Annotated in this window: 20 protein-coding genes; 11 read left to right on the top strand and 9 right to left on the bottom strand. The window is 64.6% G+C overall.

Annotated elements, in window-relative coordinates; genetic code table 11:
- Positions 1–5: 5 nt before the first annotated feature.
- The 9 genes from ACN0TP_RS17890 (at position 6) to ACN0TP_RS17850 (ending at position 9031) form a co-directional block, all read left to right on the top strand.
- Positions 6–626 carry a hypothetical protein gene (locus tag ACN0TP_RS17890; protein WP_417221236.1) on the top strand — a complete coding sequence of 207 codons (621 nt, stop codon included), beginning with the start codon at positions 6–8 and terminating at the stop codon, positions 624–626.
- Positions 623–907: a TrbC/VirB2 family protein gene (locus ACN0TP_RS17885; protein ID WP_417221235.1), complete on the top strand. Its 285-nt coding sequence runs from the start codon at positions 623–625 to the stop codon at positions 905–907. The genes ACN0TP_RS17890 and ACN0TP_RS17885 overlap by 4 nt, the downstream gene beginning before the upstream one ends.
- A 19-nt stretch (positions 908–926) precedes the next feature.
- Positions 927–1637, top strand: a complete 711-nt coding sequence (locus ACN0TP_RS17880; RefSeq protein ID WP_417221233.1) for a hypothetical protein — start codon at positions 927–929, stop codon at positions 1635–1637.
- The gene (locus ACN0TP_RS17875; RefSeq protein ID WP_417221231.1) at positions 1637–3190 is read left to right on the top strand and encodes a hypothetical protein; all 1554 of its coding nucleotides are present in this window, start codon (positions 1637–1639) and stop codon (positions 3188–3190) included. Before ACN0TP_RS17880 ends, ACN0TP_RS17875 begins: the two co-directional genes overlap by 1 nt.
- Positions 3187–4707, top strand: coding sequence for an SCO6880 family protein (locus ACN0TP_RS17870; protein WP_417221229.1), 1521 nt, complete (start codon positions 3187–3189; stop codon positions 4705–4707). The genes ACN0TP_RS17875 and ACN0TP_RS17870 overlap by 4 nt, the downstream gene beginning before the upstream one ends.
- Positions 4707–6173 carry an ATP-binding protein gene (locus ACN0TP_RS17865; RefSeq protein ID WP_417221227.1) on the top strand — a complete coding sequence of 489 codons (1467 nt, stop codon included), beginning with the start codon at positions 4707–4709 and terminating at the stop codon, positions 6171–6173. Before ACN0TP_RS17870 ends, ACN0TP_RS17865 begins: the two co-directional genes overlap by 1 nt.
- Positions 6174–6175: 2 nt before the next feature.
- Entirely contained in the window at positions 6176–8002 is a 1827-nt protein-coding gene (locus tag ACN0TP_RS17860) for a type IV secretory system conjugative DNA transfer family protein (protein WP_417221225.1), read from the top strand.
- Positions 8002–8715 carry a DUF4913 domain-containing protein gene (locus ACN0TP_RS17855; protein ID WP_417221223.1) on the top strand — a complete coding sequence of 238 codons (714 nt, stop codon included), beginning with the start codon at positions 8002–8004 and terminating at the stop codon, positions 8713–8715. The genes ACN0TP_RS17860 and ACN0TP_RS17855 overlap by 1 nt, the downstream gene beginning before the upstream one ends.
- Positions 8716–8794: 79 nt before the next feature.
- Complete coding sequence (locus ACN0TP_RS17850) at positions 8795–9031, top strand: hypothetical protein (protein WP_417221222.1); 237 nt, start codon at positions 8795–8797, stop codon at positions 9029–9031.
- A gap of 50 nt (positions 9032–9081) precedes the next feature.
- Here the strand turns inward: ACN0TP_RS17850 and ACN0TP_RS17845 are convergent, their stop codons facing one another.
- Genes ACN0TP_RS17845 through ACN0TP_RS17830 form a run of 4 tightly spaced genes read right to left on the bottom strand, consistent with a single transcriptional unit; the run spans position 9082 to position 12383 of the window.
- Positions 9082–10281, bottom strand: coding sequence for a hypothetical protein (locus ACN0TP_RS17845; RefSeq protein WP_417221220.1), 1200 nt, complete (start codon positions 10279–10281; stop codon positions 9082–9084).
- A 40-nt stretch (positions 10282–10321) separates the two neighbouring features.
- On the bottom strand, positions 10322–11002 hold the full coding sequence (locus ACN0TP_RS17840; protein WP_417221219.1) for a hypothetical protein: 681 nt from the start codon (positions 11000–11002) through the stop codon (positions 10322–10324).
- Positions 11003–11019: 17 nt separating this feature from the next.
- Positions 11020–11991 (bottom strand): relaxase/mobilization nuclease domain-containing protein, encoded by a 972-nt coding sequence (locus ACN0TP_RS17835; RefSeq protein ID WP_417221217.1) that lies wholly within the window; start codon positions 11989–11991, stop codon positions 11020–11022.
- Positions 11988–12383, bottom strand: a complete 396-nt coding sequence (locus ACN0TP_RS17830) for a MobC family plasmid mobilization relaxosome protein (RefSeq protein ID WP_417221215.1) — start codon at positions 12381–12383, stop codon at positions 11988–11990. Before ACN0TP_RS17830 ends, ACN0TP_RS17835 begins: the two co-directional genes overlap by 4 nt.
- A gap of 189 nt (positions 12384–12572) precedes the next feature.
- On the opposite strand from ACN0TP_RS17830, the gene ACN0TP_RS17825 reads away from it, so the two are divergent.
- Positions 12573–12857 (top strand): hypothetical protein, encoded by a 285-nt coding sequence (locus ACN0TP_RS17825; RefSeq protein WP_417221213.1) that lies wholly within the window; start codon positions 12573–12575, stop codon positions 12855–12857.
- A 227-nt stretch (positions 12858–13084) separates the two neighbouring features.
- Here ACN0TP_RS17825 and ACN0TP_RS17820 read toward each other — a convergent pair whose 3' ends face one another.
- The 4 genes from ACN0TP_RS17820 to ACN0TP_RS17805 form a co-directional block, all read right to left on the bottom strand.
- Positions 13085–13678, bottom strand: coding sequence for a hypothetical protein (locus tag ACN0TP_RS17820; protein WP_417221210.1), 594 nt, complete (start codon positions 13676–13678; stop codon positions 13085–13087).
- On the bottom strand, positions 13678–18642 hold the full coding sequence (locus ACN0TP_RS17815; protein ID WP_417221207.1) for a helicase-related protein: 4965 nt from the start codon (positions 18640–18642) through the stop codon (positions 13678–13680). Before ACN0TP_RS17815 ends, ACN0TP_RS17820 begins: the two co-directional genes overlap by 1 nt.
- A gap of 95 nt (positions 18643–18737) precedes the next feature.
- Entirely contained in the window at positions 18738–19136 is a 399-nt protein-coding gene (locus tag ACN0TP_RS17810) for a TnpV protein (RefSeq protein ID WP_417221204.1), read from the bottom strand.
- Between the two features lie 32 nt (positions 19137–19168).
- Positions 19169–19882, bottom strand: a complete 714-nt coding sequence (locus ACN0TP_RS17805) for a recombinase family protein (protein WP_417221203.1) — start codon at positions 19880–19882, stop codon at positions 19169–19171.
- Positions 19883–20055: 173 nt separating this feature from the next.
- On the opposite strand from ACN0TP_RS17805, the gene ACN0TP_RS17800 reads away from it, so the two are divergent.
- Positions 20056–21066, top strand: a complete 1011-nt coding sequence (locus tag ACN0TP_RS17800) for a DUF4238 domain-containing protein (protein ID WP_417221200.1) — start codon at positions 20056–20058, stop codon at positions 21064–21066.
- A gap of 14 nt (positions 21067–21080) precedes the next feature.
- Here the strand turns inward: ACN0TP_RS17800 and ACN0TP_RS17795 are convergent, their stop codons facing one another.
- Positions 21081–21437 (bottom strand): hypothetical protein, encoded by a 357-nt coding sequence (locus ACN0TP_RS17795; RefSeq protein WP_417221198.1) that lies wholly within the window; start codon positions 21435–21437, stop codon positions 21081–21083.
- Between the last annotated feature and the right edge of the window lie 483 nt (positions 21438–21920).

Below are 21920 nucleotides of genomic sequence, written 5' to 3'. Positions count from 1 at the left end.
ACACCATGAACCCCCACCACCAGGGCACCGACCGCGAAACCAGCCAAGACGCAAGCACAGACGTGCGTCCCGGGCAGCCGGTGAACGCGTGGCTGGAAGCAGCTCGCTCCGTCCCCACACCAACCCACGCAGCTGCTGTGCCATCGACCAACAGCCAGGACGCGGCCAGCCCCCGGCCGGCACGCCCGGTGCTGGTCGGCGCCCACGGCGGGGCCGGGGCCACGGCCTGGGCCGGGATCCTCGACGCGACCGACGCCGGGAACATCCACACCGCAACCATCCACGCACCGGACACCGAGCAGGGATCCACTGCCGTGGTGTTGGTGCTGCGGGCCAGCCTCGACGGGGTGACAGCCGCGAAGAACGCCCTGGCCACCCACGGGGCCGACAGGTTCGCGGCCGCCCTGGTCGTGGCCGCCGGCCCCGGCCGGTCTCCCCGGCGGATCAACGACGAGCTGAAGATCCTCGCCGGCGCACTGCCGGTGGCCCGCACCCCCTGGGTGCCGGAGCTGCTGCTCAAACGCGCGGCGGACACCGCGCCCACCGATCTTCCTGCGAAGGAACTGGTCAAACTCACCACGACGCTGGCCAACCACGGCGTCCACACCGAAAGGGAATCCAAATGAACACCATCACCACCCACGCAGCCCGCGCCGCGAACATCATGGCCGAACCGAAGCCGTTGCCATCGGAAGTGACCGACTCCATCGACACGGTCGTGTTCTGGGTCCAGGGCATCGGTGGCGGCATCGCCGTCATCGGCCTGTTGTTCGTGGCCATCGGCGGCTTCTTCTCCCACCGCCACGGACAGGGAGCCGAGTTCATCGGCAAGGTCGGCTGGTGGATCGCCGGTGCCGTGCTCTTCGGCCTGGCAGGCGTGATCGCCCCGATCTTCCTCGGACTCTAGGTAAAGGCAGGTAACCGCCATGACGGCAAACATGAACGAACGGGGCACCTCCCCGCGCAGAAAAACGATCACCTTGTGGGCCTCGATCATCATCCTGGTCCTCATCGCCGGCATGGCCTTCCTGATCTTCGCCAATCCGGCCAAGGACGACACCAAGGCACCGGCTGCCGGGGGATCTTCCCCGGCAGCGACCCCGGCGGCCAAGGAAGGATGCGATGTCCCGGCCGGGGATACCTCCTCAACCCCGGACATGCCCAAGGACCTGCGCTGGGAAGCCCGCGACGGGTGGACCTGGCCGGTCTCGGACACCTACGGCCCCACCCAACACAAGGACGGGTACGGGGTCTGCTTTGCCCGCTCACCCCTCGGCGCAGCACTGATGGCCGTCAACTTCAACAGCGCTGGAAACGTCTTTGATGCGCGTGAAGCATTAGATCTCTACCTAGTGGACTCTGCTGGTAAGGACGTGCAGCTGGCCAAAGCAACTTCGGAACCATCGACGCCGATTTCGTACTCGGGGTTCATCACCGATTCCTTCACCCCGGACCACGCGCAGGTGACCCTGGTCTTCTCGACCCCGGATACCGCGACCGGGTTCACCGGGCTGCCGTTGTCCTTCCGGTGGGTTGACGGGGATTGGAAGCAGGAAGTCCTCGACGACGGTTCCCTCTTCCGCGGGCAGGCCATTGAACCGCAGCGCGGGGACTTCGTGGAATGGAAGACCCGGTAATGGCTGAATGTGGGGGAGCTCTGGGATGGATAGATTGCAAAATTGGCGACGTTGCCGATACAGCCACCTCCTCGGCCATCGGCAAGATGGCCGAGGCCATGTTGGGCGGCTGGGACAGCCTCACCAAGGGCTTTCTGACCTCGTGGCTCGATGTCGGGTTGCTCGTGGATCTGGATGCGGGGTCGGTTGCCTGGCTGACTGCGCAGCTGCAGGTCATCAGCATCCTGCTGGCCACGGTCGGCCTCATGGTCGCCGCGCTCTGGACGATGATCCACCACCGGGGCGAGAAAATGGCGAAGGTCATCAAGTCCATGTTCACCGTCGTGCTGGTTTCCACTGCCGGTGTCGGGCTGATGCAAGTGGTCCTGGTCGGCGGCGACGCGTTCTCCACATGGATCCTCGATAGTGCAGGGGTCACAGTCGACGGGCGCGGATCGCTGCCCGTCGCGGCCCTGGTGGCCTCCTCACCGGGGCTGGCAATTCTTGCCGGGATCTTCGGCATCATTGCCACCATCATCCAGTGGGGCATCATGCTGGTCCGCTCGGCCCTCCTGCCCCTGCTCGTGGGGGTGTGGCCGGTCGCTGCGGCAGCGTCGATGATCGGCGGGGCCGAACAGGCGTTTTCGAAGATCACGACCTGGATCATCGCCTTCACCATCTACAAGCCGGTGGCCGCGATCGTCTACGCCTACGCCTGGAAGACGAAGTCAGGTGAAGACGGCATCGGCGGGGTCATCAACGGCCTGATCCTCATCGTCCTGGCCGTGGTCGCCCTGCCGGCGATCATGCGCCTGGTTTCCCCGGGAACATCCGCCATGGGCGGTTCCGGGGGCGGGGGCATGGCCCTGGCCGGAGGGGCGGCCCTCGTGGGGGCCGGCGTCGCGGCCGGCACCGCGATCCTCTCCGGTGGGGGCAGTGTCGCTGCAGGCGGTGCTGTGAAGACCGCCGGGACGGCCAAGTCCACCCAGGCCGCCTCGACAACAGGCACTTCCACCGCCAAGGGCACCGGAAACTCCGGGCCACCCACCACCGGTGACTCCGGCACGGGCGACTCGGGTTCGGGGGGAGGATCCCCAGCTGCTGGCAACGGCTCCGGTGGAACTGGTTCCGGGACCGTGGGAGGGGAGTCCACAGCCGGGGGAACCGGCTCGGAAACCACTGGTGCCGACGATCCAGCCGGTGCTGCTGGTTCCACCGGGTCAGGGACGGTTGGTGGCGATACTGCTGCCGGGGGCACCGGCTCGGAGACCGTGGGGGCCGATGGCGGGGCAAGTGGTGCCGGTGGCACCGCTGCCGGGACCATGGGTGGCGACAGTGCCGCCCAGGGAACTAGCGGGCCGACCAGTGCCGATTCCGGAACGTCGGAATCGTCCGGCACAGCTGGCGGGTCCAGCGCCCCGACTGGTGCACCGGAAGCCACCCCTGCCCAACCGAACACGAACAAGTCCCCATCCAAGGCCAAGGAAGCCGGTAGTGCGGCCGCCCGCTCGATGGGCCAGGCGATAGCCGACGGGACCAGGGATGCCGATGGAAAGGACGTGATCGGCGAATGAGCAACGACACCGCACACGAGAAGGTCGCACAAGACAAGTTCGGGAACTGGCTGCGGCCCACCGCGCCGGGGTTGTTCGGCATGAGCCTGGCGGCGCTGGTGGTTTCCGGTACCGGGGCGGTGCTGGTGCTGCTGGCCCTGGTCCAGCAGGCCTACGCGCTGGCTGGTTTCACGCTGCTGGCCACGTTCCTTATCGTGGTGTTGGGGTTGATCCGCTTTGGTGGGACCACGGTTCTGACGAAGGTCACCGACCGGATCTCCCTGGCGGGGAGGAACCGGCGCGGTGAATCGTTCTACGTCACCGGCCCGTTCTCCACCCTGCCCCGCGAGGCCACCCAGCGCCTGCCCGGCGCCCTGGTCAACGTCGACACCCTCTCCGGTGTCGACGGGTTGAACCGGGACTACACGCTGCTGCACCACAAAAAGGTCAACAAGATCGCCGCCGTGTTCGGCTGCACCCCCGATGGGGCAGCGATGCAGGAACAATCGGTGGTCAACAACCAGGTCGCCCACTTCGGTTCCTGGATTTCCTCGCTCAGCGTGGACCCCGGCCTGTCCGGGGCCACCATCGTGGTGGACTCGGCCTCCGAGTCATCTGCCGGGACCTGCCAGGCAGTACGCGAAGACATCGCACCGAACGCCCCGGCGTTCGCCAAGCACGTGCTCGATGAAGCAGTCGGCACCCTGCCCGCCCGGTCCTCGGTCCTGAATGTCTACTCAACGTTGGTGTGGGACGCGAAAGAGCTGGGAGCCACGGACAAGGACATCACCCCGGCCGTGGCCGAGGTCGCCGCACGCCTGCCCCAGCAGTCCCAGATGCTCGCCCGCGCCGGAGCCGGGGCACCACGGCCGCTGGTGGAGGCCGAGCTGGCCGAAATCGCGCAGCTGGCCTACCAGCCGGCCCGCGACCAGGAAATGGCCCTCGACGCGCTCTCGGGGCTCGGCATGAACCGCTCCTGGGATTCGGCAGGACCTGAGTTCTTCGATGACTCACGAGGCCGGGTGGTCTTCCACGACGGTGTCGCCTCGATGACCCTGATGATGACGATCCCCCCGGAATCACACATCACCGCCCGGTCCTTTGACCAGCTGTTCGGGCCGAACGCGAAGTTCCTGCGCAAGCGGGTCGCGATCATGTACCGGCCGGTGGACCCGGGCACCGCCGCGCGGACGGTGAACCGGCTGGTGACCACGGCGGATTGGAAGATGAGCACCCGCAAGGGCCGCGCCACCTCCTTTGACCTGAAGAACAAGGCGGTCGCCGAGCAGACCGAGCAGGAACTCGCCCAAGGGGCGCGCCTGTCGATGTTCTCCCTGATGGTCACGGTCACGTTCGAGGCCAACGAGTCCGCTCACCGCGATGCGTTGAACCAGATCAAGTCGCTGATGGGCCAGCTGCTGATGCCCTACCGCTTCGTCGAGCACGCCGGCTCCGCAGCCTTCCACACCACGCTGCCGTTCGGGGTGCTGCCCTGGACCTACAGCACCACCCCGCTCTGGCTTGAAGGAGTCCTCTGATGAAGCATTTCAAGACACCCCGGGGCCTAAGCGGGTTCGGTGGCGGGCGCTGGGGGAAGATCCCGCAGCCGCCGCAGTGGTACTCGACCTCCGCGCAGCTGCCCGGGGTCTACCCGTTCGCCGCCGGCACCTCGCGCCCGAACATCGGCACCCCTTTGGGTCGGGACATGCACGTGGGCACCGCCGTGTGCGGGGATCCGCAGACCTGGTACCAGGCGGGCCTGATTTCCTCGGCGTCGATGATGCTCTTTGGCCTGAACGGCAACGGCAAGTCCTCGCTGGGGGAGCGCCTGATGTATTCGATGGCGGCCCGGGGGATCGCTCCGGCGGTGTTCGATCCGATCAAGAACGAGCACGGCGAGGCCGTGGCCGCGATGGGCGGCAACGTGGTGCGCATCGGCCCCGAGAGCACGGACACGATCAACCTGCTCGATCTCGGAGCCCTCGGGGATGCAGCCAGGAAGATCGGCGGGCAGCTCGGCGATGAGATGCGCCTGCAGGCCATCGGCAAGGCCGTCGACCTCGTCTCCCTCGTCGTGCAGATCAGCCGTGGCACCCCGCTCTCGGACAGCGAGGACGCTGCCCTGGCCGAACTGGTCCGCTCGGTCATCAACCGCAACAAACAACCCTGGATGGGGGACCTGCTCGCCGCGTTCATGGACCCGCCACCGGAGGTCCTCTCGGCCACGGTCTGCCAGGATGCCGAGCAGTTCACCCGTGAATACCGCCAGCTGCACCTCTCGCTGCGGGCGGTGATGTCCGGTCAGATGGGCTCGCTGGTCGGCGGGCGCAAGAGTGTGCGCCTGGAGGTGGGCAACCCCGGGGGATTCTGCTTCGATACGTCCTCGATCCCGGAATCGAACACGAAGCTGCTCTCGGCGGCGATGCTGGCGACCTGGACCATCGGGTTCTCCTCCATCGACGCCCACTACGAACTCTCCCGCCATGACCCGTCGATTGGGTGGGGCGGGTACTTCGCGATGCAGGATGAGTTCTGGTATCCGATGCGTGCCTGCGAGGGCATCATCGACCGGGTGGACCGCATCGGGCGGACCAACCGTGGCAAGGGTGTTTCGGAACTGAAGATCACCCACTCGCCCAAGGACTTCCTCTCCCTGCCCAACCCGAAGGACCGGGCCACGGCCAAGGGCTTCACCGAACGCTCCGGCGTCCTGGGGACCATGGCCCTGACCCGGGAGGACCTGCGCGACCTGAACGAGGTCGTGCCCCTGAATGAGCGCGAGATCGACACGGTGGCCGGTTTCAACGCGCCGCCGTCGTGGAAGCAGGAACGTGCCGCCGATGGCCGGCCCCTGCCGCCACCGGGGGCGGGGAAGTTCCTGTTGAAGATCCCCGGCCGGGTCGGGATCGCCGTGCAGATGACCCTGACCGCGACCGAGCGGGCCAAGCACATCACCGATGAACGCAGCGTGATGCAAACCCAGCTGAAAGGACAGGTGGCCTGAAAATGAGCGCACCGAACCGCAAGGGCACCACCGGCACCGCCGGGCAGGTGGTGGCCCCGTTCGCCCTGGTCGGCCTGCTCGTCCTGGTCTTCGGCGGCGGCTGGGTGTCCCTGCATCTGGGCAACCGGCTCGCCGGGAACCCGACACCACCATCCGGGTTGTCGGACCTGATCCGTGGCCTGCTCGACGGCTCCGTGTCGTGGCCACGCCAGGCCACGATGGTGGCGGTGGCCATCGTCGTGCTCCTGGCCGGGCTGGCGATCACCGTTGCCGTGCTGGTGTCCCGGTCCAAGTCCGGGGGCAAGCGCCCCCGCGTGGACAAGGCCGCCCAGTACATGGGCAAGGGCCGCGACATCGCCGCCTACAGCCACAAAGGCGCCACCAGGAAGGCCAAGTCCCTCGGCGTGGAGGGAAACCCCGGGGTGTTCGTGGGCAACGTCGTGGCCGGCGGCCAGGCGTTCTACCAGTCCTGGGAAGACCTCTCACTGGACATCTGGGGACCCCGCGTGGGCAAGACCGCCTCGAGGGTCATGCCCGCCATCCTCAACGCCCCCGGCGCGGTGGTCGCCACGTCGAACAAGCGCGACGTCGTGGACGGAACCCGAGGACCCCGCTCGGCCAAGGCAAGGGTGTGGGTGTTCGATCCGCAGAAGATCGCCCAGGAAGAACCCACCTGGTGGTGGAACCCCCTCTCCTACGTCACCGACGAGGAAAAGGCCGCGAAACTCACCCACCACTTCGCCGTCGCCTCCCGGGGCAGCGGGGCGAAGACCGATGCGTATTTCGAGCCGAAGGCCGAGGACCTGATCGCCTCCCTGTTCCTCGCCGCCGCTCTGGGGAACCTGCCGATCACGGATGCGTATTTGTGGATCACCAGCCAGGACTGCACGGATGCCATCCAGATCCTCAACGAGCACGATTACGAGCTGCAGGCCGCCGGCCTGCAATCGACCATGAACCTGGCCGACAAGCAGAAGGACGGGATCTTTGGCACTGCCGAGAAGATGGTCCAGTGCCTCAAATCCCGCAACACCCTGCGCTGGATCGCACCCACCCCGGGCGCGAGCGTGGACACCGACCGGCGCGAACACTTCGACCCCACGGCATTCGCCACCTCCACGGAAACGCTCTATGTCCTGTCCATGGAAGGCGTGGGCACAGCGGCCCCATTGACCACGGCGCTGACGGTGGCCGTGGCCGAGGCCATGGAGGAACGCGGGGCACGATTGGGCGGCCGGTTGCCGGTCCCGGCAGTCTTCGCCCTGGATGAGCTGGCCAACGTGGTCCGCTGGGCGGCGTTGCCGGATCTGTTCAGCCACTACGGGTCCCGCGGGATCATCGTCATGGCCATCCTCCAATCCTGGTCCCAAGGCGTGGAACTATGGGGGGAACCGGGGATGCGGAAGATCTGGTCGGCATCCAACGTCGTCGTATACGGGGGAGGGGTGAAGGAAGACGCATTCCTTCGCACCCTCTCGGACCTGATCGGGGACTACTCCTACAACAGCGTCTCCCACTCCACCGGGCGTGGCGGCTCCAGCAGCTCCCGCCAGGAAGGCAAGGAACGCATCCTCGACGTCTCGGACCTGACCGAAATGGAACGCGGACGTGCCGTGGTCTTCGCCTCCGGCGCGCGCGCCACCCTGGTCAAGACCCGGCCCTGGTGGAACACCGAACACAAGGACGCGGTCACCGAGTCGATCAACCGCTACGCACCATCGAGTGCCCCGCAGGTGGAGCACGACGCCGGCGACTCCGCATCTGAACGGCCAAGTGATCCCACGGCCACGGAGAACCCATGGGTCACCGCCGGCAAGGATGCCCGGTAATGGACGAGCTGAACATGTTCTCCGACGAAAACACCGCCGACGTGAAAGACGGGACAACCCCGGCCGGGGCCGCGCTATCAAATGCCGAGGCCCGGGTCGAGGATGCCCACGCGGCCTTGGCACAGGCCGAAGGGGCCCTGGCGGCTGCACGGGAGAAGTCCGAACAGGAACTCTCCGGTTGGTTGCGTGCCGCTGCCACAGAGGCCCTGACGCAAAGCGAGCGGGCACGCGATCGCGCGGTCCAAGAAGTCGAATCAGCATCGGACGCCCTGGCAATAGCCAGGGAGCAGGCCGCCGGCAAGACGGCGGGCGAAGGATCTTCCTCCCGTGCCGCCGGCCCGGCGGCAGAGGACGAACCAGAGGCGTTCTATGACACTGCCGAGGAGTTCCTGCATGAACAGCTGCTCCCGCTCTACAACAGGATCCTGGACGCGAAGAATGGCAAATGGTGCCGGCAATGGTTCCTCCACCCCGAAGCCGTAAGCCGGATGGACGCCTTGTGGCGGGCCTGGGAGCATCTACGACTCGACCCGACCACGGGAATGAGCGTGTGGTGGAAAGATCACGCAGACGTCCACATGGCCGTCCTGCTCAGCCAAAAAGGACCATTCCATGCCTGCAGTCCCACCCGGCACAACGCCCCGGAACCTTTCCCCTGCGACATCGCACCGGAGGGATGGTTTCTCAAGGCCTCCGACACGCCGGACCCATAATGGGCTGGCCCCTCAGTAGCAGGGGCAAGGTGAGCCGCATGCCCGATAGGCTGGCAGCACCGTTAGAAGGGGAAAAATCATGGCCAGCACCAGCTTTCAAGTTATCAGCATCACTCGCAGGATCGGATCGGAAGGCGCTAGTTACATCGAGGAAACAGGGGTGGAGGTCTCTGCAGATATGACCGTGCAGGAGCTCGTCGACAAAACCCTGACCGACCCGGCATCCTCGTGGACCCCCGATGCGTCAGACCCCACGGCGCGAACGGATCGCCATCTCGTCATCCGCGGTATGCGTGCACCACACGAACTGTGGTGACAGGAGAAATCTGACATTTCCAGCCAGCAGTATGAGAGAGGGGACGAGTCCTAGCGCGATGGACCGTCTTGTGCTTTCTCCCGGCCCACCCTGGCCCCGGCATTGGCCTTGCGAGCCGTGGGAGCCTTCGACGGCGCTTTGGCCGCCGTGTTGGGGTGGGTGGCCTGCCCACGTGCGGCTGCCACCCTGCCCTTGATGTCCGCCTCGCTGGCCTTGCCCTTCAGTGAGGACTCGAACCCGTCGTAGTGTTCCTTGGAGCCGTAGGCCGGCCCCGTCGGCTGTGTCGGTGCCGTTTCGGCGTCCGGCGCGGAGGACGGACCGGGTTGATCGGCCATGACCTTGTCCTCGATGTGCTTGCCCATCGGGGCAAGACGGGCGAAGAATTCCTTCTCCGCGTTTTCGTACCGTCCTTGCAGGCCGGTGTTGCCCTGGGCTTCAAATCCGCCTTCAGCCAGGGTCTTGGCCTCGTGCCAGTCACGGGCAGCAGCGACGAACGCCGCGTCAGCGAAGTGAGAATCCTCAACGCCCGAGTAGTTCTGCCCAATTTCCTGGCGCAGATCCTCGATGCTCGGACCCTGCACCCCGTCCTTTTCGATCAGGTGCATCCGCTCGGCCACCGCACGTTCAGCGTCCGGGGCCGCGTCGGTGTCGGCTGCGTCCTTGGCCTGACGCAAAGCGGTGACCAGGTCCTCGTTGGCAAGGTAGGCCTGGGGCACCTGGTGGCGTTCCATCTGCTCGTGCAGCTCGGAGGCGCGCTTCTTGATTTCCTCGGCCTGCGCGGCAGCCACCAGGGCCATGGCCTCGGCGTTCTCCTTGGCCACCCTTTGCTGCTGGTCCGCTAGCTGCCGCAGGGCCAGCCGGTCCTGCATGTAGACGCCGTCACCTTGCAAATCGGCAGTGTTGATCCCGTACCGGCCCTTTACCTCGGCGGTGATCTTCTCCGACGCGGCCAAGGCCTCGGGGTCGTGGTCCTTCCAGGCCTCGGCCATCAGGTGTGCGTGGGTGATCTGTTCGGGAGTGGCGGTGTTCCACCATTCGTCCTGGCTTGCCGGCACCACCACTGCGCGCATCGCGGCACGGTCTGCAGCCATGGCCCGCTGCGCTTCGATGTTCTGCTGCTCACTGCGCTCTTGTGCCTTGCGCATGAACTGCTGACGCGCCCGGGCGAGTTGTTCGCCCAGCTGTGCAGCTGCAGTCATGGACTGGCGCAGCAGCCCCTCGATAACGTCTTCAACGCCTTCTTCACTCACGGGATCTTCACACTCCTAGTTGCGGTTGGTCGTGCTCGGTCTAGCGTCCGTAGTCCTGGTCCTTGTCCTTGTCCTGCCCCGGGACGGTCGGTTGCCGTGTCTTTGCCGGTTCGGTCTTGGTCGGCACGACGCTTCCGCGCCGGGTTCCGGCCAGCGCCTGGTTGATCGGGATTGGCGAGCCCCGACGCATCAACCTGATCGACTCGGGCAGGTCCTTATCCGCAACCCGTGCCGGAGCCTGCTGGCCCGCAGGCTGGAGCTGTCCGGGGCGCGGCATTTGCTGTGCGAAGGAGTTCAGGTCCGTGGTCAGCACCCTGCGCAGGTTCCGCGCCTCGCGGTACCGCCTGGAGTCGTTCTGCATTTCGAAGATGGCCTTGGAAGTGCGCATGAGCTGGATCAGCAGGGCCGACTGTGCGGCGCTCTTACTCTTCGAACCTGCAGCCAACAGCAGCATCGTGGAGCCGGCCAACGAGGGCAGCTGCACCGGCTTGCCGTGCTGGCGGTAGTCACGCAGCTGGGCCGTCTTGGACAGTTCGGCAGCCGTGTTGGCCAACGGGCCGGCACCATCTTCAACCTGGTTGGACCACGCTGCGAACACACCAGAGGTCTCCCGCGCGGCTTTGGCCCACGTCGCGTGATCGTCCAAGGGAATGGAATGCAGCCGGTCGGCCATTTCCTTGGCCTTCTGCGTGTTCGTTTCCCACATCTCAGCGCTGGTCACCCGTGGCTTCGACGGCTTCACCTGGCGCTTGTTCCGCGCTGCAGCGTTCCACTCGGCAACGGCATCCAGGGAGTCCTGGGCGGTGTCCGGCCACTGGGCGCGCAGCTGGCCCAGTCCGAGGTCGCGGGCCAGCTTCCACCACCGAACCAGATGGGGCGTTCACCCTTGCGTGGACGCTCGGCCACGGAGTAGCCGATCACCACATCGGTGGTGTTCTTTGCGTACCTCGGACGCATCAACAGTCCGGCGTTGCGGCCTTCACGAATGAAGCCTGCCTCGGTGGTAGCGGCGGTCGATGCGGCGCGCACTTTTCGCTCCAATGAGGTGCGGTGCATCTCGCGTTCCTGGCGCACGGCGGTCTGTGGTTCGGCGCGGTCGTAACCACGGCTCGCGTGGATGGAGGACAGCTCCTCCAGCCCGTGTTCCTTCTCCAGCTCACGGCAGATCTTCTGTGCCCTGGGCTGGTCCATGTGGACCGATGCCTTGGTCCCGTCCTCGCGGACCAGGGACACCGCAATGTGGATGTGCTGGTTGCCGGCCTTGCTGGTGCCGTGGTTCACGGCAGCCCAACGGCACGCAGCCTTGCCGCTGGCCTCGGTGAAGCCCATCCGGTCAACGAATTCGTTGGCGATGTCCCCCCACTCCTGGTCAGTGACTTCACGCTCACCGGCGGAAACACTGAGCGAGCAGTGCCAGACGTCGGCCTTGACCAACTGTGGCTTCCCCACGCTGTCCTTGGGTGCGTTCTTGCGGGGGTCGCGTCGCATGACCTCGACACCGAGGCTCTTGCGTGGCTGGTCCAGGAATGCGGCGATTTCGTTGGCGTCGTGCTGGTCCAGGACGCCATCGTCGTACCAGGCCATGATGGCGGTGCTACCAGCGACCAGATGCGGGTCCGCATGGACGTTGGACGTCTTTGCCGGATCGACAGAAACCAGATAGGAAACCAGACCCTGCATCCGGGTTCCGCGGGTGATATTCGGGATCATGACGCGAGCCTGTCCACGAGTGCGTTAATCCGGAAGGCCAGCTTGCGGACGTAGGCCAACGTCGATGCCGCATCAGCGGGGAACTCGTCCCCGGCGTTGGCATGGCGGGCGAGTTGGTTCACGTTGTTGGAGACATTCGCCAGCAACCGGTGCACGCCGAACAACTCGACAATGACCTGCTTGCGCTCGGTCGGCGTCTCCGACGCGCCCGCAGCGAGAGCGGACTCGACCAACAGGCGCGGGATTGTCACGCCCTGGGCCTCGGCCAACTGCAACAGCTGCGCCTCCTCCTCCGGCGTCACCTTCACCTTGTGGAAGTGCTGCCGGCCACCTTCGACGTTGGCACGACGACGACGGGAAAACATGCGACCACCGGAAGTCTGTTCGCTCATTGCCGTACCGCCCTTCAGCCCAGCGCAGCGACCCCGAACCTCGGGGACCACACTCCCAGTGTGCAGGACTGGCCGCGCAGCGTCCAGCCCGACAAGCCACTTAGGGAACCTAAGTGTATAGCTTGCTCCGCCTCCATTCTGTCGACAAAGCACCTCGCCCTGAGCGAGGTGCCGGGTTAGAGTGAAGGCATGAACGACATCGAAGCGACCAAAGACAAGGCGCGCCAACTGCTGAATTCGCGCATCGACTCCGTCACCGAACTCGTCAAGGCCCGCCAACGGGTCTCCGAACTAGAGGCACAGTTAGCCGAGGCAAAGAAGGACGACAAGAAGGCCTACGTCCGCGCCACCAAAGACGGCTGGAACAACGACGAGCTCAAGAAGCTCGGACTCGACCAGCAGGCGGCAGCACGGCGCCGCCAGACAACAAAAAAACCCGCCGAGAATCGGCCGGCCGAAGGCGTGGACGCGTAACACCCCACGCCCCGGAGACTTGGCACGTGTAGGAGCTGGACTGGTAACTTTCCCCGCGCCCACATGGGCACGGCAAAAGATTAATCCTCCGGTCTTTTCCCGCACACATGTGGACGCCGGGACCCATCCGACCACCTGCACACAACGCCCAGGTCACCGCACGTCTGGACAAGCCCGTTCCGCTACCGGCCGTTGTGCACCGCCTCCACCGGTTCTAATCGCGAAAACTACTTCATGAAAAGCCCACTCACCACAGACACTCCCATGCCCATGAGCAGTGACACAAGCGCCAATACAACTCGCCCAGTGTTCGAACCAACCCACGGTCCCCCCGATGCATTCTTGACCGCCGTATCCGCAATCGGGTGAGGTTTAACGAGATGAATCTCGGGCATTCCCTGGCAGAGAAACTGCGTGCCGTACCCCTCGGCCTTTCTCGGTATCAGCGTGGGATGGAATAGCAGGTCCGTTTCACTCAGCGAAAAGCCTTCCGCCTCTTTCCCGTCCCTTAGCATCTTCGCTTTCCTTCCGATGTGAAAGCGTAAAGGCTTCTTGCTGTCGAAATCGTCGCTTCGGATGTCCACGCGACCAGTCGCACGAATTTGCACCTCGACAAGGTGCGGGTCCGGGATGTTCTCTCCATCAAAAGAGACGGCAATTCGGTTCGAAAAGGACTGCGATCTTTGGATCAGGGGTACAACTCGAAACTGGTATTCAACTCGTCTTTTCGGATTCATTCTTAGATAGCCGAGCACTCCGACGATTACACCCACCAGGGCTACAACAATCGCGGTGATTCCGATGATGTTTGCGAGATCCATTAGCGTTCCATTTCATCACGTTGAACCGTGCTCGACCGCTCAAGTTGTGCTGAAGAAGCCGCGGGTACAGTGCTTGGTTTTGAACCCGTTGCCGGGGCCGCAGGGAAACTGGCCCGCTGGAGACGGCGAATGGTCTCGAGCTCGGCATCAAACGTTGGCTGAGGTGCCTCCTCGCCACTTATCTGCCGGCCGATCCGCTCCACGTCCCACCGCGCCTTCTTCAGCGCTTCCTCGTGCTTGAACGGCTCCTTCAAAGTGGCTGCCGCGTCGCGGTATTCCTGGCGTGCTTCCTCGATGCGCTGCTCCTGCCGGGTAACCGCCTTCGGCAGTCCGGTGATGCGGTTCTCTAGCTGGGTGATCAGCCCGACGTTCGGGTTCAATGCACGCTCCCTGGTCGTCTCCACCAGTACGCCGGGAGCGCCGTCGATGTGGAACCGGACGGAGGAGCCATCAAGGTTGCCCAGGATGGCCATCCCCTCCACCACCCGCACGTCATGGCCGGCAATATGCGCGGCCACACCGGCGTCGCGCTCGGCATTCATTGGCGGCCTGTACGACGTGTGCTCCTGCACCCACTGGCCCAACGCCTCGGCTGCCTCGGTGCGCTTGTCGTGCCGTTGCCCCGCTACCGCCATGGCGAATGATTCACCGCCGACTTCCCCGGTGGTCCGTGCCACGGCTGCCTGGAGTTTGGGCAGGTTCTCCACCAGGATCCTGCCCTTTGCCTCGGCCCCATCCTTGCGGTGCACCAGGGAGGACTGGTTCTTGTTCCACGCACGGTTCAGCCGTTCCAGCCGGGCCAGCTCCTGGTCGGCCTTCGACTTCTCCAAGATCAACGGGTTGCCGCTGGAAATGGCCTTGACCTCCGCGAAGGACATCGTGTTTTCCCCAACGTCCTCGATCTCCCTGACGTCGAGCTTTCCACGCATGATCTGGTCGATGAACTTGGACTTGCGCTCCAACGTCTGCCACATGAAGGTGTCGAACGACCCCTTGGTCACCACCTGGGAAATGGCGACCTCGGGGTTCTGGTTTCCCTGCCGGACGATGCGCCCGTGGCGTTGGGAAACATCGGCCGGCCGCCACGGCGCGTCCATGTCCACCAGATGCACCGCACGGTCCTGGATGTTCGTGCCCACACCCATCTTCTGGGTGGAGCCGATCAGCACGGCCACGTCCCCGCTGCGGCACGCCGCGAACAGGCGGCCCTTCTCCACGTCGTTCTTCGCCTCGTGCATGAACCGCACCTTCTCCCCCGGCACGCCCCGGGCAACCAGGTCGTCCCTGAGCTGTTCATACACATTCCAGTTTTTCGACGGGGTGCCCAGGTCGCAGAACACGATCTGCAGTGCCCCTGGTGTCGGGTGGTCCTCCTTCGTGTCCGGGTCCATGTAGATCCGGTCCTTGTTTTGTTCGTAGACCCCGGCGATCAGATCGGCTGCGGTGCCGGATTTCGTCGCCGCTTCCAGCAGCTCCAGCTCGGGGTCGACCAGGCGCATGTCCAGTGCGGCCTTGCGCCCGTCGCTGGATATTTTCAGCATGTTGTCCTCACGGGGATCCACGCTGCGTTGCTGAACCGCCTCGGCCCGCTCCCCGATGTCCGCAATGTACTCGGACAGCTCCTCACTGGGTTCGACGGTGACCATCCGCGGGATGCGTTTTCCGTCTTCCCTCTCGGCCAGGGTGGGAACCGGCAGCTGCAGGTCCTCCGCCGTCTTCACGTCCGCGAAGGTGTGGAACATCTTCAGCAGCTCGGGCACATTCTGGAACTTGGCAAAACGCTCCTTCATCTTGAACTTGTCCCCGCCGGCCACCGACATCTCCATCTCGGAGACCACTTCCCCGAACGTGGCCGCCCACGTGTCGAAGTCGTCGATCCCGGCCTGCTCCAAAAGGTCCGGGCGCAGGTAGCGCTGCATCACATACATCTCGGTCACACTGTTGGCAATCGGCGTTGCCGTGGCCCCGGTGATCACCCGGTCCCCATGTTCCTGGCGCAGGTATTCGACCTTGGCGTGCAAGTCGGCGGCGCGCTTGGAACCGGCGATGGCCGCGTCGCTGATGTTCGATGCGGTTTCCAGGTTCTTGAAGTCGTGCAGCTCATCCACGATCAGGTAGTCGATCCCGGTCTGCTCGAACGTGATCCCCGGATCTACGGGACGGTCCCGCAGCGCCTTCATTTTCTCCTCCTTGGCCTGGAGGCGCGTCTCCATCTTCTTAACCGTCATCGACGATTCCCCGCGCTCCGCAGCCCTGCTTGCAGCTGCGTCCAGGTCGCGGCGACTCTTGGTGATTTCCCGGGAAACGTATGCCTGTTCCGCCTCCGGGGAAAGTCCTATCCTCTCGAAAGCGGTACGGGTCATAATGACCGCGTCCCAGTCGTTCGCCGCCGCCCGGGCCACGAACTCACGCCGCCTGTCCCCTTGCAGGTCCTTCGAGGACGCGGCGAGGATCTGGGCCTGGGGGTAGATCTGCAGCCACTCGCGGGCGAACTGGTCCAGCATGTGGTTAGGAACCACCACCGCCGGCTTGTTCGTCATCCCCAACCGGCGCAACTCCATCGCACCCATGACCATCTCCGCCGTCTTGCCGGCCCCGACCTCATGGAACAAGCCCACCGAGGGCTCGGAGACCATGCGGGCCACCGCAGCCCGCTGGTGCGGGCGCGGCTCCCAGTCCTTCACCAGGCCCGGCAACGTCAACCGCTCACCCTCGATGCTGTAATCGCGCAGCACCGATGAATTGAACCGGTGGTTGAACTCATCGGTCAAGGCCACCGTCCGCGCCGGGTCTTCCCATACCCAGTCACTGAACCGTTCCTTGATCATCTGCGCCTTCTCCTGCGCCGCAGTGGTCTCGGTCGGGTTCACGATGCGCCGGTTCCCCTCGGGGTACTCCGGATCCGGGTCGGTGACCTGGACCCGGCGCTGCTCGAGCAGGCTCTTGAAGATGTCCCCAGCCGCCATCCGCTCCGTGCCCCAGTCGTTTCGGGCGAGGAAGGACTGCCTACTGGCCTTCACATCCCAATTCGCGCCGCTGATGCGGTCGACCTGGGCACGGGGGTCGCGGATCAGTTCCCGCAGGAATTGGGCGTGGATCTCCGGGAAAATCCACACCGCGCCGACCTTGGCCTCGATTTCGTCCGCGCCCAGTGGGCGCGGCAACACCGCCTGCAGGTCGGTGATGTTCCGCTGGTAGATCGGCTCATCGGCGGCGGCCTCGGTGGCGGCGTCGAGCTTTTCGCGGATGTTCCCGCTCAGGTATTCGGCGCGGGTCTCCAACACCCCCGCCTCCCCCGGAATGTCATAGACCAGATCCCCCAGTGCCTCGCGGGCCTTGTCGGGTTCCGTGCCCAGCAGGCGCGCGATTTCCCCAAGGTCCACCTCTCCCCGGGCATCCAGGGTGACCACCAGCGCCTCGGCCGGGGTATCGACCCCGAGTACCGGTTTGCGGGGTTGGACCTGGCGTTCCTTCAGCAGCGCGGCCGGGGTTGATCGCTGGGTTGCCTCATCGAAGTACTCCAGTGCCGGGACCAGCGGCCCGAAAGGATCCGTGCGCAGCACGGACATAACAGGCGGCTGGCGGCGGCTCATGATGTCCTGGCCGTTCTCGTCCGTGCGGCCGGTCCGGGTCTCCTTGAACCGGTTGATCGCCCCGTACTTGCCCACGTAGCCCTGGTAGTCGTCCAGCAGCCGGGTGCGGGCCTCGGCCAGTTCGGCGGTGTCCTCGACGTTGGACGCCTCCAACGTCAGGACCGTGCGCGCCCCGTCGCGCAGCCCAAGCAGGGCGGTGAGTTCGGCACGCTGGGTGGCCTTCACGTCCAGGGGGACGACCACCCGGTCGAGATTGACCTGGGTGAAGGTCCCATCCTCGAGGGCGGCGATGTGTCCGGCCTGCTCGCTGGCCGGTGCCTGCGGCAGGGCCGCTGCAGCCCGTACTTCCGGCGTCCGCTCATCGGCGCCCATCCCCCGGCCTGCGGCGACGGCTTCGGCGGCGATGCCTTGCAGCTGCTCGTGCAGCTGCGCGGGCACTGCCTTCAGATCCTCGGCCCGCACGTTCAGCGTGCCGCTGCCGAACCGTCCCGGGACGACCTCAATACGGCCCAGCACCTTCTCCGGGTTCCGGGCGAAGTAGTCGTTGATCCGCGTTTCGGACCCGGCCTCGACGGCCAGGGGCTTCGTTTCCAGCCAGGACCGGTCCCCCGGTTCCTCCCCTGGGAGGCGGCGGCGGAATATGAGCACGTCGGTCAGGGCGTCGGTGCCGGCGGACCGGCGGTGCGCGCCGTTGGGCAGGCGCACCGCTCCCAGCAGATCCGCGCTCTCGAACATCTCCCGACGTGCCGCCGGGTTCTGTGCGTCCAGGGTGAAGGCCGAGGACACCACACCAACCAGACCGCCCGGGCGGGTCAGATCCAGGGACTTGATGATGAAGTGGTTGTGCATCGAGTGCCGGCCCTGGTTGTGGGTCGTATCGTGCAGGACATTCCGCCCGAAGGGAACGTTGCCGATGGCGGCATCGAACCTGCCCCCGCCGAATCCCGAGTCCGCAAAGGACTCGGCACGAATGTTCGCCCCGGGGTAGAGCGCCTGGGAGATGCCGGCGGTCACCGGGTCCAGCTCGACCCCGGTCATCCGGGTTCCCTCGGGTGCCAGGCCGATGAAGGTCCCGGCACCGGATCCCGGCTCCAGAACCTGCCCACCCTCGAAACCAAGGCTGTTCAGGGTCTGCCAGATTTCGGTCGCCAGCGCCGGATCGGTGTAGTGGGCATTCAGCGTCGTACGGCTGGCCGCATCGTATTCGGCATCGCTCAGCAGCCCCCGCAGCTGCTCGCGGTCGGCGGCGAACTCAGCGCGTTGCTCATCGAAGATGTCCGCCACGCCTGCAGCTCCCCAACTGCCCCAACGGGCCAACGTCGCCCGCTCCGCATCCGTGGCGACACGGGCTTCTTCCTGGAGCTGGCGCAATGTACGCAGCGCCTCCAGGTTCGCCTGGAACCGGGCACGGGCACCAGATGGTGCCAGGGACTCCTGACTACCGGGGATGAAGCGTTGCCCATCGGCTACCGCTTCATGTCCCGTTCCATTTCCTCCTGGTGCAGGTCCTCCAATGCTTCCCGGTGCAACACGTTCACTTCGTGCATGTACTCCAGGTACACGCCCATCGAGCTCTCTTCCTCGTCCTCCGGCTCCGCTTCCTGGTCCTCCGGCTGCGGGGTCAACATCTCGGCCCGGATGATCTCCTCGGCCTGCCGCTTCGCCGCGTTGATCCGCCCCACCTTCTCCAGGTACGTCTCTCCCTTGATGTCCGGGCCTTCCAGCTGCATCATCAGGTCGACCACCGCCGTCTCGGCCTGCTTCCCCAGGTCCGTGAACCATGCCTCCGGATCCGGGATCAGCGCGTACTGGCTCGGGGCCAGCGTCTTCCACGTGTCCTGCGCGAACTTGCCGTACGTGTTCATTGCGAACCTCCTCGGGTTCTGGAAAGAGGAAATCATCCAGGGACACCTGGCCGTCGATCTGGTTTCTTTTGCGCGCTCTGGCCATCAGTTGGCTCCCCGGGAGTTGAGACTGGTTCAGCCCCAGCGTATCCAGCCCCAGCCAGCCCATCCTGGCGAAGCGCCCGGATGACGGTCGTCCGGCTCACCTTCAACTTCTTCGCGATGCGCACCAATGTCCACTTCTCCTGCTCGCGTAGCCGGCGGGCCTCGGCCACATCATGGGGCTGCAGGCGCGGGGGCCGGCCTCCCTTGCCAGTGGCCACGGCGAGGCCGGCCATGGTTCGTTCGCGGATCAGTTCACGCTCCATCTCGGCCACAGAGGCGACGATGTTGAACATCAGCCGGCCCTGTGGGGTCGTGGTGTCGATGCCCTCCGACAGGGACCGGAAGGCCACCCCGCGCTCCTTGAGAGAGTCCAGCAGCTCCACCAGACCGCGCACAGTGCGCCCCAACCGATCCAGTTTGGTGACCACCAACGTGTTCCCCGGTTGCAGGGCGCGCAGGCAGGCCTCGAGCTGCGGGCGGGTCATCGTCGCCCCGGACTTGCCCTGGTCCGCGTACACGTCATAACAGCCCGCTGCCACCAGCTGCTGGCGCTGGCCCTCCAGGCTCGGCTCGGCAGTGGAGACCCGGGCGTACCCCAGGGACACGCCTTCGGGGACCATGATCGGCTCCTCCACGCCTTCCAGGCGTTCCGGTCTTTCCACGCCACTCCCCAATGCTCTAAATCCACTTCAAGCTCGTGGCATGAGTCTACATATTTCGTACTTGGTTTGTGGACCTTTATCTGAACAGCACGATGTTGTCGTTCGAACATCGTCACTCGCCCTCGCATCACGCACCCCTCGTGGGTGCATGAAGAGACTGCGACACTTAACGAATGGCCAACTCGACTGCAAAAAGGCACCACACAGTGCCCCAGTTTTATCTACGAGGTTTCTCGGAGGGCAATCGAATTGCAACAGTGAAACTTCCTGGCGAGCACCGCTTCGTTCAGCCCGTCCGCAAAGCAGCAAGCGAGACACACTTCTACCGGGTTGAAGGCCACGAAGACGGCCCCGACGCCTTCGAAAAGCTGCTAAGCGACATCGAAGGCAAAGTAGCAGCCATTTTTGCAAGCATCATCAATGGGACCTGGCCATTACCACCTGAAGATCGCATCACGATTGCCTACTTCATCGCGCTCCAAGCCAGTCGCGGACCAGAGCAGCGTCGAAACATGGAATACCTTTCAGCCCAAGCAACCCGCATGGAAATCGGCTATGGAGGCAAGAGCGGGGTAAAAGCATGGGCCAAGCGCAACCACGGCCTCGACATCTCAACGGAACAAGCAGAACAACTCTGGGAACAAGCAACCCAGCCCGGCGGGCCACCCATCCGCCTAAATCCGATCGTCCATATCAAAAGCATGGTCAATCAATCCCAAGCACTCACGCCATACATATCCGGTCGACCATGGACCCTCGTTCGCTTCAAGACACGCTCCCTCATCACGTGCGACACGCCTGTCTCACTAGTACCCCAACCAGATGCAGAACCCTGGGAGGGAGTGGGATTCATGACGGCCTGGGGGGTCACTTATCCCCTCACCCGCAAGCTCGGGCTTCTCATGAACGACCCGATGCCCCTCGCGAGACAGAATGTAACGGTTCAAAAGGTTCGTGATGGAAGGTTCGACTTCGTACAGACGGGCAGCACCGCAATGGAGAAATTCATGAATGCCAACACCATCGATAGCGCGAGCATGTGGTTGTACCACCATCCTGATGACGAACGCTTTGTTCCTGATCGATTGCCTGAACCGAGCCCTGTCACGATGGGATTCGTCGGTGGCCCGGACGAATTTTCCGGAGAACCAGCGTTTCGCCAGAAAGATCCAAAGAACGAGTAATACGCCAAAACAGGTCAGCCATCTTCATCGTGTGTAGAGTCGTTGGTCACCTCACTGTTTTGGCCCACGTCTGCTCCGCGTTGACGCGCGTCCGCCTGGCGCTGAGCCAACAGCACCAGATCGGCACGCACCCTTTCGGCATCGGAGATATCCTCGGGAGCGATGTCCACCTCGGGACGAAACCATATTCCAGTCTCGGCCCACCTCGCAAGCACCGGCCACAATCGACCCCAGGTTATGTCGAAGAGCGCCTGCTTGCCCACTGCAGTCGCCTGCTTGTAAGCGTGTGAGTGAATAAGGGCCGCCTCTTCCTCGGAGAGCCAATCTGCGATGTCCTCCACATCGGGGAGCCCGACCGCTGCTGCATCCATTTCGGCCCCCGCCGCACGTTGAAGGACATATGTTTCCCGCGTACCAATCGGTACAAGGCCAGCACGCATGGCTATTGTGGCCCACGTCGTTCGCCTTCGACGCTCTTCATTTGCTCGCTCGACGCGCGCGAGGCGCAAGGTCACCCAGACTGCGGCCACTGCGACTGCCGATGAAGATACAACTCCGAGCATGGGAACGACTAGATCCACCCACACTTCCCACTGATTAGGCACCCTCGCGCTCCTCCGCTCTGGTGAGATTGTCTCACCCGTGTTCCACGCGTAGGACAAGTACGCCCCCCATGTCACCCCTGCGAGGTTTAGGGACCAATTCGTCCGTAAGCCGGTCCACCACCGGTACACCCGACAGCAAAAAAACGAAACCCAAAAAATTCCGGGATCCCACGTGTGGATGTTTGCGTTAGGTGGCGGCATTTTGGCGGCGCTATATGTCGTGAGATGGGAGAGTGAACCGAGCTTCCT

The sequence above is a fragment of the Arthrobacter sp. genome (genome assembly GCF_048266065.1).
Taxonomy (GTDB): Bacteria; Actinomycetota; Actinomycetes; order Actinomycetales; family Micrococcaceae; genus Arthrobacter_H.
Note: the sequence above shows the minus strand (reverse complement) of the source record. Positions and strands in the feature narration are given on the sequence as shown.